Here is an 11733-nt window from a genome sequence, read left to right as displayed (position 1 = left end):
GGTCATCCGCACCCATGACGGGTAGGGGCGGGCAGGATTTCGCGCACCGGAACCGTTTCAACGGCCGGCTGCTCGCCGGGAGGCGCACGCGCAGATGCTGACGAGAAAAGGCAAATACGGGCTCAAGGCTCTCGTGCATCTGGCGCACCTGCCGGCTGGACAGCTTGCCTTCGTCAACGACATCGCCAGTGCCAACAACATTCCGAAGAAGTTTCTCGACGCAATCCTCGGCGAACTGCGCAATGCCGGCTTCGTACAGAGCCGCAAGGGCAAGGACGGCGGCTACCGGCTGGCGCGGCCCGCGAGCGAGATCAAGGTCGGTCATGTCGTCCGGGTTCTTGACGGGCCGCTCGCGCCGATATCCTGCGCAAGCCGCACCCGCTACGAGCGCTGCGACGATTGCGACGAGGCCACTTGCCAGGTGCGCCACATGATGCTGGACGTGCGCGCCGCGATTGCCGAGGTTCTTGACAATCGCAGTCTTGCGGAAATGCGCGACCAGCCGGCGAACGACGACGACGCCGCTGCCGTGTTGCAGGTCCACGCCTGACTTCGATGACTGCCGGCCGGTGCGCGCTCAGTGCCGGCTTCGCCCGGCCATTTCAGGTGACGCATCGCCGACACTCGGCAGAACCGGCTCCGGCGCGAGACGGCGGCGGATGGAATTGCGCAGCAGCGGCGCCGTGTGCCTGCCGAAAAGTTCTATCTCGCGCGCGGTCGTCAAGCCTGCGATCATCAGTTCCGTCACCCCCAGCGCGGCGTAGGGTAGCAGCGCCAAGGCAACTTCCTCGGGCGATCCGGAGAGACGCACGCCGGACGCGCGAGACGGGCTTCCAAGATGAACGGGAAGCGCAAAGGCTATCTTGTCGCCACGGCCAAACTCGCGGGCGGCAGCGACAACGCGGGAAACCTGCAACCGGACCTCTTCAGGCGTGCCCGGCGCCAGCTCGAATACATCGGCATGGCGCGCCGCGGTTCTAACTGCAGTGCCCGAGAGCCCGCCCATGCGAACCGGAATCGCCATGCCCTGCGGTCCCTTCAGCGCGACATACCCGTCCCTTACGGTGTAGAACGGCCCTTGATGCTCGAAAGGCGCTTCGTTTGCCCACAGCCTTCGCAAAAGCACGAGATATTCGCTCAGTCTGCCGAATGACGCAGCGTGGCTCGCCGGCCCACTTCGCCGCGATCCGATGCCGTCGGCTGCGATGCGCAGTGCGATCCGGCCGGCACTTGCTGCGTCCAGCGCGGCGATCTGACGGGCGGCGATATCGGGTGCCAGTATGCCCGGCGAATGGACTATGGCGATCTGAAGCGCCGAGGTGCCGGAGGCCGCCTGGGCGGCGAGGTCGAGATTGGCAAGAACGCCGCCGGCGCTGTCGATCAGCACCCCGTCGAAACCCGCGTCCTCGAGATGCCGCAGCGTGCGAAGCGCTCTTTCTGCTTCGAAGAAGAAGGGTGCATCACCCTCACTTTCGAAACCAGTCTGGTCGGCGGGAACATGCGTAAGTCGTATAGACATGGCGATCTCCCTTTTTCGATCGTCAAACCCCGTTGACGGCTGCGGGTGCAGCCGACCTGTGAACTCCTGAATCTGGAAATTGATAATGAAGCGGGCGACGTCCGCCGCCCGCTATGCGTCAGGCGAGGAAGCCGAAGATCAGGGCGGCAGCAAAGCCAACTGACAATGCGAAGGCGATGTAGGTTACAGCCCCGACATTGCGGACGGTCGTCCTGTCGGCGTCGATTCTCGCAGTCTTGCGGCCATGCCGCGGATTGCTCACATATGTCATCGTCACCTCCATCCGGCAATCAGTCTACAAAATTGGTAGACTTTGTCGATTGTTAATTTTCGGAAAGGATTGGAACGTCGTTCCATAGTCTTCCGAAAACGGAGACAGAAATTCCCTCATACCTCGTCGCGGAGCCGCTCTACGCAAAGCGCGCGTAGGATGAACGCCGCTTCCGCATAGCTGGTTCTCCCGTCTTCGAGAGACGCCGCATGACGTCCCGCGACATCGCGAACCAGATCGAGCATGCGCTGCGGCAGCAGGTCGGAGCATGTGCGCATCCGGCCGAATACGGAACTGATCGGAACATCGCGCCCCTCGAAGGCGACCACTGGCTCGTCTATGCCAAGCCCCCACTCCTCGAAGGCCTGGAGGGCATCTTCAAAAGCCGCATGGAGGTGAATTGGCGCATGCCCTTCGTGAAGGGCCGGAAGAATGCGTGTCATGACCATCTCCTCTGCTGGTGCACACGCTCGCATTGCTTTTGGCAACGACGCCGAGCGTCCGGAACGGATGGAAACGCGTGGAGGCCGAAAAGGTTGAGGGCGGTTGCCTACCAATGAGCGTGCAACGCCCAGTAGAAACTTTCCTCGTGCTGAGGCAGCGGGTCCGAGGCGCGGGATTGCTGCGATCCCGGAGCGGTTGCGGCCGGCTCGCCATCTGCCCGTGGTTGTTCCGCGACGGGCAGAGCGTTCTTCAGAAACGCTTCCGCGCGGTAGATCAATGTCTGCATCATCGTCATCTCCTGTCATCGAACATGAGTGGCGGCAGGCACTTGCCATGGGGGAGTATGGCGCGTCCGACGAGGATGTCAATAATGTCTACTAAACTGATAGAGTATTGGCGGTTAAGCTTCCACCACACCCTCGCGGAATGGTGTGCCGTCGATAGCGGCGGCCATCAGCGCCTGCGTATAGGGCTCCTGCGGATTGTCGAAGATCGCCTCGGTCGGCCCCTCCTCGACGATCTTGCCCTGCCTCATGACGATGATGTGGTCGGCCATGGCGCGGACGACCGCGAGGTCGTGGCTGATGAACAGGTAGGACAAGTCGTGCGCCTTCTGCAGGTCGCGCAGAAGATCGACGATCTGCTTCTGCACCGAGCGGTCCAGCGCCGATGTCGGCTCGTCGAGCACGACCACCTTGGGCTTCAGGATCATGGCGCGCGCAATCGCGATGCGCTGGCGCTGTCCGCCGGAGAACTCGTGCGGATAGCGATTGCGCATTGCGGGATCGAGCCCCACCTCCTTGAGCGCCTCCACGGCGCGACGGTCACGCTCGCGCGCCGGCAATGATGGCTCGTGGACTTTAAGCCCTTCGGTCACCACCTGCCCCACGGTCATGCGCGGCGACAGAGAACCGAACGGGTCCTGGAAGACGAGTTGCAGTTCCTTGCGCAGCGGGCGCATGGCGCGCTTGTCGGCGTCTGATATGTCCTGCCCAACAAACCGCACCGTGCCCTCACTGGGCAGAAGCCGCAGCAGCGCGCGGCCGAGCGTGGATTTGCCGGAGCCGGACTCGCCCACGATTCCGATGGTCTGGCCCTGTCGCAGCGCGACCGAGATGTGGTCGACGGCGCGGACCTCGCCGGCCGAGCGCGAGAACCACCCGCCTCCGGCGGCAAACACGACCTCCACGTCGCGCCCTTCCAGCAACACCTGCGCTTCGGCGGGAGGGGCTGCCTTGCGGCCGGTCGGCTCCGCAGCCAGAAGCATTTTCGTGTAGGGGTGCTTCGGCGCGCCGAAGAGCGTTTCCGTAGCGCCCTCTTCCACCACCTCGCCCGAGCGCATCACATAGACCCGGTCGGCGAAGCGCCGCACGATCCCCAGATCGTGCGTAATGAAGACGATGGCCATTCCGAGCTTCTGCTGAAGCTCGGCCAGCAGCGCGAGAATCTGCGCCTGGATCGTCACGTCGAGCGCCGTCGTCGGTTCATCGGCGATCAGCACGTCGGGATCGTTGGCCAGCGCCATGGCGATCATGACGCGCTGGCGTTGCCCGCCCGACATCTCGTGCGGGTAGGAATCCACCCGCCGCTCGGGGTTGGGGATGCCGACGAGGTCGAGCAATTCGATCACGCGCGCACGCGCCGCCTTCGCCGACATGCCGCGATGGTGGATCAGCGGCTCGGCGATCTGGCGTCCGATGCGGTACAGCGGGTCGAGCGAAGTCATCGGCTCCTGGAAGATCATCGTGATCTTCTCGCCGCGCACGCGGTTCAGCTTGCGTTCCGAGAGGCCGATCAGCTCCTGCCCGCGATATCTGGCCGAGCCCCTCGCCCGCCCGTTGGAGGCCAGGAGGCCCATCATCGCCATCGTGGTCTGGCTCTTGCCAGACCCGGACTCGCCTACGATGGCGACCGCCTCGCCCGGCTTCACGTCTAGATCGATGCCCTTGACGGCATGAACGACGCCATCGTTCGTCTCGAACTCGACATTGAGGCCGCGCACTTCGAGGATGGATTGCTTGTCCATTTCAGCGGTCCTTCGGATCGAGCGCATCGCGCAGGCCGTCGCCGAGGAAGTTCAGCGCGAAAAGGATCGCCGTCAGCGTCACCGCCGGATAGATCAGCAGCCACGCCGCGCCGCGCATGTTGGACGCGCCTTCCGCGATCAACAGGCCGAGACTGGTCAGCGGCTCCTGCACGCCGAGCCCCAGGAATGACAACAGGCTCTCCAGCAGGATCGCCTTGGGCACCAGCAGGGTCACGAACACCACGACCGGACCGAGCGCGTTGGGGATGATGTGGCGGCGCACGATGCCTGCATCGGATACGCCCAGCGCCTCTGCCGCCTGCACATATTCCTGACGTTTGATGGTCAGCGTCTGGCCGCGCACGATGCGCGCCATGTCGAGCCACTCGGTACAGCCGATGGCTATGAATATCAGCACGAAACTTCGCCCGAAAAAGACCACCAGCAGGATGACGAAGAAGATGAAGGGCAGCGAATAGAGAATGTCCACCACCCGCATCATCAGGTTGTCGACGCGCCCGCCCAGATAGCCGGCAATCGCGCCGTAGGTCACGCCGAGCAGCAGCGCCATCGCCGATGCCAGCACGCCGATGGCGAGCGAAATGCGGATGCCGATGAGGATGCGCGAGAGCAGGTCGCGCCCGTTCGCGTCGGTGCCGAACAGGAAGCGCAGGCGCTGCACGTCTGCCACCATCACGCCTTCGCTTGCGCCTTCGGCGAGCGGGTTGCCGTCCGCATCCTCGAGCCTTGCGTTCGAGAATAGGTCGGAGCGGTCGATGTAGCGCACGATGCGCGGATCGAGCGCCTCGCCGTCCGAGACCGGCGCGCGTACCGTCGAGCCGGAGACCTCGACCTCGCCGATCTGCACTCGTGCGCGCGTCAGTGCGCTTTCGAAGGCCGGCAGGATGGCCTCTTCCTTGGGGTAGGCCTCGAGACTGGCCGGCGCCCGCACATATTGCGGGTAGATGCGGTCGTAGGAGTGTGGCGTCAGCCACGGCCCGACGATGCCCGCCAGCGCTAGCAGAAGCAGCACGATGGCGCTTGCGACCGCGGCACGATTGCGCCGCAGGCGGATCCACGCGTCCTGGCCGAGGGAGCGGCCGGCGGCATGATGTTCAACGGGGAGTACGGTATCGGTCATGCCCGTCTCCTCAATCGTAGCGCACGCGCGGATCGAGCCACGCATAAAGAATGTCGACGATCAGGTTGAAGACGATCACGAAGCACGCAATCACCACCACCGTCCCCATCACCAGCGTGTAGTCGCGCCCCAGCGCGCCCTGCACGAAATAACGCCCGATGCCGGGAATCCCGAAGATGGTCTCGACCACCACCGACCCGGTCAGAAGTGCTGCCGCCGTCGGTCCCAGATAGGAAACCACCGGCAGGATGGCTGCGCGCAGCGCGTGCACGCCGACGACCACGTAGTTCGGCAGGCCGTAGGCGCGCGCGGTGCGCACGTGGTTGGAGCGAAGCGCCTCGATGGTCGCGCCCCGTGTCAATCGTGCGATGATGGCGATCTGCGGCAGCGCCAGCGTTGCGATCGGCAGCACCATGTGCTGCCACGTGCCCCAGCCGCCGGCCGGCAGCCAACCCATCATCACGCCGAAGAACAGCGACAGCAGCGGCGCAATCACGAAGGTGGGAATGGTGATGCCGAAGGTGGCCGTACCGACCACCATGTAATCGACCCATGTGTTCTGCCGAAGAGCAGCCAGCGCGCCTAGAAACACGCCGACCACGAGCGCGATGGACAGCGCCATGCCGCCGATCTGGATCGAGACCGGAAGACCGGTGCGGAACAGATCCATCACGGTGAAGTCGCGCCGCGTGAAGGACGGCCCCAGATCGCCCTGAGCCAGGTTGCCCAGATAGATCAGGTACTGTTGCCACAGCGGCTTGTCGAAATTGAAGGCGCGTTCGAGGTTCGCCATGATGAGCGGGTCGAGGGGCCGTTCGAGGTCGAACGGACCGCCCGGCGCCAGCCGGATCATGAAGAAAGCGATGGTGACGATGATGAAAAGCGTCGGCACCGCGCCGGCGAAACGCCTGAGCACATATGCGAACATGACCTGCTCCGGTCAAAAATGCCCATGCGCGGGGGCCGCGCATGGGCAGATCGTGGTGGACTATTACTGCGCGATGGACATCCAGCGGGTGCCGTGGACGTTCATCACATTGTCTTCCCAGCCCTGCAGCTTCTCGGAAACGAGCGAACCGGAGGAATAGTACATGATCGGGATGATCGGCAGCTCTTCCAGAAGCAGGGTCTCGGCTTCCTTCAGCACGGCGGCGCGCTCGTCGATATCGATGGTCTCGCCGGCCTTTTTCATCAGCGCGTCGTATTCGGCGTTTTCCCAGCGCGGATAGTTGAAGCCCAGGTTCTCGCTCTCGAACAGGAACAGGAAGTTCTGCGGATCGGAGTAGTCGCCGATCCAGCCGGCGCGCGTGATGTCGAAGTCGCCATCCTGCTTCATGTAGTCGAAGTATCCGGTGCCCTCCATCTCGACGATGGTGGAGTTGACGCCGATGTTCTTCAGCATGTCGCCGATGGCGGTCATCGTGTTCTTGTGGTTTTCCGACGTGTTGTAGCGCAGCTCGACCGTCAGCGAACCTTCTTCAACGCCAGCCTCTTCCAGCAGCGCCTTGGCCGCATCCTCGCGATCGAGGATGTCGTCGTTGGCGTAAGGCAGCTCGGCGTTCTCGCCGTAGTTGCCGATGCCCTTCGGCACGAAGGAGTAGGTCGGCAACATGGAATCGCGCCAGATTTCGGTGGCCAGGAACTCGCGATCGATCGCCATGGAAAGCGCCTGACGAACACGCGGATCGGCCAACTTTTCCTTCTTCACCTTCACCGGCAGGTAATAAGTGCCGAGATAGGGCGCGACGCGAACCTGCTCGCCCAGATTCTCCTTCATGTAGTCCATCTGCTGGTTGTCGAGGTCCGAGCACGACAGCACTTCACCGGCTTCGAAGCGGCGCAGGCAGGTCGCGCGATCCTCGAACGGGATGAAGTTGACGACATCGATCTGCACATTGTCCGCATCATGGAAGTGCGGGTTCTTGCGCATGGTGATCTTGTCGTTGGGCGTGAAGCTTTCCAGCATGTAGGCGCCGTTGGTGACCATGTTGCCCGGACGGGTGAACTGGTCGCCATGCTCCTCGACCGAAGCCTGATGCAGCGGGTGTCCGGTCTGGTGAGTCAGAAGCTCGAGGAAATACGGGGTCGGCTGGTTCAGCGTGATTTCCAGCGTGGTGTCGTCGACGGCCTTGGCGCCCAACTCCGACGGCTCCATCTCGCCCTTGTTGATCGCCTCGGCGTTCTTGATCGGGTAGAGCATGTTAGCGTAAGGCGCGGCCGTTTCGGGGTTCTGGATGCGCTGGTAAGCGAACACGAAGTCGCTGGCCTTCACCTGGTCGCCGTTCGACCACTTGGCGTCTTCACGCAGCTTGAAGGTGTAGGTCAGGCCGTCATCCGAGATTTCCCAGCTCTCTGCGACGCCGGGCACGACCTCGGCGACGTTGTTCTGGACGACGAGACCCTCGTAGAGGTCGCGCATGAGGTTGCCCTCGGCGACCGTCGAAGTCTTGTGATGGTCGAGTGTAGTCGGGTCGGTATCGTTACCGCGGTTGTAGACCACTTCGGCGAATGCCTGCGAAACGCCTGCAACGCCGGTAACAACCACTGCGGCCGAAAGCAGCGCCGCCTTCATGATATTCTGCAACATCGTTATTGCCTCCTCTGGAATTAAGCCCCCGCCCGGGCTGGGCGCGATTATGAGCATGCGATAACGGAGAGCAAGCGGGAATCTGGCCGACGCAAGGTCAGGTACGGTTTCCGCAATGCAATTGCCTTGCGGGAATAGTTTTTGCACGAAGATGCGCGATTAACGGCCGGGAAAGGAATTTTGCTTGCTTGCAACGGACCGCTGAAGCGCCTGTTCCGCCACATTCTCATGCCGGTTCCGATTAACGGTTCGGTGGCGTTTGTGCGCTAAGCTGCTTCCAAGAACTGCCAGAAGGCGGCCTTGCAGGGAGCAGGAAAATGGCTGAATCCGCATCGCGTGTCGGCTGGGTCGATACCGCAAAAGGCATCTGCATCATCTTCGTGGTCATGATGCACTCGACGCTCGGCGTCGGCATCGCCATGGGTGGCGAAGGCTTCATGCACGACGTGGTCGCATTCGCCCGCCCGTTCCGAATGCCCGACTTCTTTCTCATCTCCGGGCTGTTCCTCGGCCTCGTCATAGACCGGCCGTGGCTGCGCTACATCGACCGCAAGGTCATCCACTTCCTGTACTTCTACATTCTCTGGCTGACCATCCAGTTCGCCTTCAAGGCTCCGGGAATGGTCGCCGAGGACGGCATTGCAGCTCCGATCTCCGAGTATCTCTGGGCCTTCGTACAGCCCTTCGGCACGCTGTGGTTCGTTTACATCCTGCCGATCTTCTTCGTCTTCACCCGGCTGGTGAAGGGCCTGCCTGTGTGGCTGGTGCTGGCGTGGGCGGCCGTGCTCGAGATGCTGCCGATCCATACCGGCGCGATGTTGTTCGACGAATTCTGCGCGCGCTACGTCTATTTCTTCGCCGGCTACGCGCTGGCGGCGCGCATCTTCGACCTCGCCGAATGGGTTCTGGCCAACCGCGCCAAAGCCGGCGCGCTTCTGGCGCTCTGGGCCGTCGTCAACGGCATCTTCGTTTTCACCCCCGCGCCGTCCTCGCTAGCCTTCCTCCTCCAGTCGGACGGCGCGGCGGGTGGCGGCGCGGGGCTGGCGGCGCTGCCCGTCCTGTCGCTCGCGCTCGGTGGTGCAGGCGCCATGGCGATCGTCGCCGTATCGGCGCTGCTTTCTCAGGCGTCGTGGTCGCAATGGCTTACATGGCTCGGCGCACACTCGATCGTCATCTACCTGGCCTTCTTCCTGCCGATGGCGGTTGCGCGCGTGGTGCTCATCCGCACCGGGATCATCACGGATATCGGTATGGTCGCGCTGCTGGTCACGATCGCCGGCGTTACCGGGCCGGTAGTGCTCTACGGCCTCGTCCAGTGGACGGGCCGCGGCCGCTTCCTGTTCGAGCGGCCGGACTGGGCCTATATCGATCGCGCGCCCGCCAAGCCGCAGTTGGCGGGCAGCCCGACGGCTTCGTGAGCCATGACTACGAGTGGGCGAAGATGTCCTGCTCGTCCCAGCCCATCAGGTCCAGCTTGGCGCGCGTAGGCAGGAAGCGGAAGCAGGCGTCCGCCTCCTTAACCCGACCGTCCCGTTCCAGCCTGAAGTTCAGCTTCTCACGAAGCTGGTGGAGATAAAGGACGTCCGAGGCGGCGTATTCCAGCTGTTCCGGCGACAGCGTTTCGGCCGCCCAGTCCGATGACTGCTGCACCTTCGACAGGCTGACGCCCAGCAGTTCGTTGCAGATGTCCTTGAGCCCGTGCCTGTCGGTATAGGTGCGGGTCAGCCGCGATGCGATCTTGGAGCAGAACACCGGCTCCGGCATGGCACCGAACGCATGATAAAGCACCGCCAGATCGAAGCGCCCGAAGTGGAACAGCTTGGTGATCTTGCGGTTCTTCAGCAGCGACACGAGGTTGGGCGCACGCTTCTGCCCCGGCGTGATCTGGACCACGTCGGCCGTGCCGTCGCCCGGCGAGAGCTGGACCACGCACAGCCGGTCGCGATGCGGGTTTAGCCCCAGCGTCTCGGTATCGATGGCGACTGCATCGACATCGTAGTTGGAGAGGTCGGCGAGGTCGCCCCGGTGAAAGCGGATCGTCATCTGTCTACCCTCCCGTCTATGCCGTCAGCGCGGCCAGGATGCGCGCCCAGCTGCGCTGGCCCTTGTGGAACGACGACAGGTCATACTTCTCGTTGGGCGAATGGATGCGGTCGTCGTCCAGCCCGAAACCGACCAGCAGCGTTTCCATGCCCAGCCTGCGCTTGAAGTCGCCGACGATCGGGATCGAGCCGCCCATTGCCAGCACCAACGCCTTGTTGGGCCATTCGTCCGACAGCGCGGATGCGGCCTTGGTCACGATCGGCGCGTCATACGCGAGCTGCAGCGCTGGCGAGCCGCCATGCTTCTCGAAGGTGACCGAGCAGTCGGCGGGGATGCGGTCTTCGACGAACTTGCGGAAGGAAGCGCGGATCGCTTCCGGATCCTGGTTGCCGACGAGGCGGAACGACACTTTCGCCGATGCCTTCGCCGCGATCACGGTCTTGAAGCCGTCGCCCTCATAGCCGCCGGAAATTCCGTTGAACTCGGCGGTCGGCCGCGCCCACACCATTTCGGGGATCGACCGCCCCTTCTCTCCCGACGGCACGGACAGGCCGATGTCGCCAAGCAGCGGGCTGATGTCGAGCTTGTCCCACGCCGCCTTGATCTGGCTCGGCGTTTCCTCGACCCCGTCGTAGAAATCAGGGACCGTGATACGGCCGGTCTCGTCGTGCATGTCGCCCAGGATTTTCGCGAGGATGCGGATCGGGTTGGCCGCGGCACCCCCATAGACGCCCGAATGCAGGTCGCGCTCGGCGGCGTGAATAGTCACTTCCTCGCCGACAAGCCCGCGCAGGCCGACCGTGATGCACGGCGTGTCGCGGTTCCACATGCCGGTATCGCAGACCATGGCGAAGTCTGCCTTCAGCTCTTCCGAGTTTGCGTCCAGGAACGGCTTTACCGAAGGCGAGCCCGACTCTTCCTCGCCCTCGAACAGCAGGGTGATCCTGCATGGCAGGCTGCCATGCACTTCCTTCCACGCGCGGCAGGCTTCAACGAACAGCATGAGCTGTCCCTTGTCGTCCGACGAGCCGCGCCCGGTAATGACCTTGCGGCCGGGCTCCAGTTCCTTGACCTTCGGGTCGAACGGGTCGGCATCCCACAGGTTCAGCGGATCGACCGGCTGCACATCGTAGTGGCCGTAGAACAGCACATGCGGAGAGCCCTGCGGCCCGTCGTGATGCGCCACCACCATCGGATGGCCCGGCGTGTCGCGCACGCTGGCGTCGAAACCGATCGTCTTGAGGTCTTCCACCAGCCACTCTGCCGCGCGGCGGCAATCCTTCGCATAGGCGGGGTCGGTGGAGATCGAGGGGATGCGGATCAGCGCGAACAGGCGTTCGAGGCTGGCTTCGAGGTTGGCGTCGATGCGGTCGAGGACGGGAGCGATTGCGGACATGGGAAAGTGCCTTTCGATTCTGCGCCGCGAACGTATCGTTCGGAAGACGGATCGAAAAGCCCCGCATTTTCATGCCAGCGGCACAAAAAAGTGCCGCCGTGGTGGAGGGGGAACCACGGCGGCCTTACTCGAAACGATGCGGGAGCCCGGAGAGGGGGATGAGGCTCCCGCAGTGTCCGGTTCAGGCGGGGGACGGGCCTATTTCCGGACTCGGCGAAAATTGCCGATGACCCGCATTTGGGTCTTTGAACGTGGCGATTCAAGGGCACGAACATTACACTTATGTAACATGCGCGTGATGCTTTC

The 11733-nt window shown here is 63.3% G+C and carries 12 protein-coding genes; 2 read left to right on the top strand and 10 right to left on the bottom strand.

What is annotated here, in order from left to right:
- Positions 1-94 precede the first annotated feature (94 nt).
- A complete protein-coding gene (locus FY036_RS08925; protein ID WP_148914369.1) occupies positions 95-550 on the top strand; it encodes an RrF2 family transcriptional regulator in 456 nt (151 codons plus the stop codon).
- Positions 551-577: 27 nt separating this feature from the next.
- Here the strand turns inward: FY036_RS08925 and FY036_RS08920 are convergent, their stop codons facing one another.
- The 8 genes from FY036_RS08920 to FY036_RS08890 form a co-directional block, all read right to left on the bottom strand.
- Positions 578-1519 (bottom strand): LLM class flavin-dependent oxidoreductase, encoded by a 942-nt coding sequence (locus tag FY036_RS08920; protein ID WP_148914368.1) that lies wholly within the window; start codon positions 1517-1519, stop codon positions 578-580.
- Between the two features lie 118 nt (positions 1520-1637).
- Positions 1638-1790: a hypothetical protein gene (locus FY036_RS23760; RefSeq protein ID WP_161601119.1), complete on the bottom strand. Its 153-nt coding sequence runs from the start codon at positions 1788-1790 to the stop codon at positions 1638-1640.
- Positions 1791-1906: 116 nt separating this feature from the next.
- A complete protein-coding gene (locus tag FY036_RS08915; RefSeq protein ID WP_148914367.1) occupies positions 1907-2233 on the bottom strand; it encodes a BRA0787 family protein in 327 nt (108 codons plus the stop codon).
- Positions 2234-2340: 107 nt separating this feature from the next.
- Entirely contained in the window at positions 2341-2523 is a 183-nt protein-coding gene (locus FY036_RS08910) for a hypothetical protein (protein ID WP_148914366.1), read from the bottom strand.
- Positions 2524-2634: 111 nt separating this feature from the next.
- A complete protein-coding gene (locus FY036_RS08905) occupies positions 2635-4260 on the bottom strand; it encodes an ABC transporter ATP-binding protein (protein WP_148914365.1) in 1626 nt (541 codons plus the stop codon).
- A gap of 1 nt (position 4261) precedes the next feature.
- Positions 4262-5401, bottom strand: coding sequence for an ABC transporter permease (locus tag FY036_RS08900; protein ID WP_148914364.1), 1140 nt, complete (start codon positions 5399-5401; stop codon positions 4262-4264).
- A gap of 10 nt (positions 5402-5411) precedes the next feature.
- Positions 5412-6329 (bottom strand): ABC transporter permease subunit, encoded by a 918-nt coding sequence (locus FY036_RS08895; protein ID WP_148914363.1) that lies wholly within the window; start codon positions 6327-6329, stop codon positions 5412-5414.
- A gap of 63 nt (positions 6330-6392) precedes the next feature.
- Positions 6393-7973 (bottom strand): peptide ABC transporter substrate-binding protein, encoded by a 1581-nt coding sequence (locus FY036_RS08890; RefSeq protein WP_407941149.1) that lies wholly within the window; start codon positions 7971-7973, stop codon positions 6393-6395.
- 332 nt (positions 7974-8305) lie between these two features.
- On the opposite strand from FY036_RS08890, the gene FY036_RS08885 reads away from it, so the two are divergent.
- Positions 8306-9406 (top strand): acyltransferase family protein, encoded by a 1101-nt coding sequence (locus FY036_RS08885; RefSeq protein ID WP_148914361.1) that lies wholly within the window; start codon positions 8306-8308, stop codon positions 9404-9406.
- Positions 9407-9413: 7 nt separating this feature from the next.
- On the opposite strand, the gene FY036_RS08880 is transcribed toward FY036_RS08885, so the two are convergent.
- Both FY036_RS08880 and FY036_RS08875 read right to left on the bottom strand, forming a co-directional pair.
- Entirely contained in the window at positions 9414-10031 is a 618-nt protein-coding gene (locus tag FY036_RS08880) for a ribonuclease D (protein ID WP_148914360.1), read from the bottom strand.
- Positions 10032-10047: 16 nt separating this feature from the next.
- Positions 10048-11427, bottom strand: a complete 1380-nt coding sequence (locus tag FY036_RS08875; RefSeq protein ID WP_148914359.1) for a M20/M25/M40 family metallo-hydrolase — start codon at positions 11425-11427, stop codon at positions 10048-10050.
- Positions 11428-11733 lie beyond the last annotated feature (306 nt).

Origin of the sequence: Neoaquamicrobium microcysteis (assembly GCF_008180155.1) — a bacterium.
Classification (GTDB): domain Bacteria; phylum Pseudomonadota; class Alphaproteobacteria; order Rhizobiales; family Rhizobiaceae; genus Aerobium; species Aerobium microcysteis.
This window is presented reverse-complemented; position numbering and strand designations above follow the sequence as displayed.

Excerpts from the sequence above, each read along its gene's own strand:
- FY036_RS08925 (WP_148914369.1), top strand. The coding sequence starts at position 95 with ATGCTGACGAGAAAAGGCAAATACGGGCTCAAGGCTCTCGTGCATCTG.
- FY036_RS08900 (WP_148914364.1), bottom strand. The coding sequence starts at position 5,401 with ATGACCGATACCGTACTCCCCGTTGAACATCATGCCGCCGGCCGCTCC.
- FY036_RS08915 (WP_148914367.1), bottom strand. The coding sequence starts at position 2,233 with ATGACACGCATTCTTCCGGCCCTTCACGAAGGGCATGCGCCAATTCAC.
- FY036_RS08885 (WP_148914361.1), top strand. The coding sequence starts at position 8,306 with ATGGCTGAATCCGCATCGCGTGTCGGCTGGGTCGATACCGCAAAAGGC.
- FY036_RS08920 (WP_148914368.1), bottom strand. The coding sequence starts at position 1,519 with ATGTCTATACGACTTACGCATGTTCCCGCCGACCAGACTGGTTTCGAA.
- FY036_RS08890 (WP_407941149.1), bottom strand. The coding sequence starts at position 7,973 with ATGAAGGCGGCGCTGCTTTCGGCCGCAGTGGTTGTTACCGGCGTTGCA.
- FY036_RS23760 (WP_161601119.1), bottom strand. The coding sequence starts at position 1,790 with ATGACATATGTGAGCAATCCGCGGCATGGCCGCAAGACTGCGAGAATC.
- FY036_RS08895 (WP_148914363.1), bottom strand. The coding sequence starts at position 6,329 with ATGTTCGCATATGTGCTCAGGCGTTTCGCCGGCGCGGTGCCGACGCTT.
- FY036_RS08875 (WP_148914359.1), bottom strand. The coding sequence starts at position 11,427 with ATGTCCGCAATCGCTCCCGTCCTCGACCGCATCGACGCCAACCTCGAA.
- FY036_RS08905 (WP_148914365.1), bottom strand. The coding sequence starts at position 4,260 with ATGGACAAGCAATCCATCCTCGAAGTGCGCGGCCTCAATGTCGAGTTC.
- FY036_RS08880 (WP_148914360.1), bottom strand. The coding sequence starts at position 10,031 with ATGACGATCCGCTTTCACCGGGGCGACCTCGCCGACCTCTCCAACTAC.
- FY036_RS08910 (WP_148914366.1), bottom strand. The coding sequence starts at position 2,523 with ATGATGCAGACATTGATCTACCGCGCGGAAGCGTTTCTGAAGAACGCT.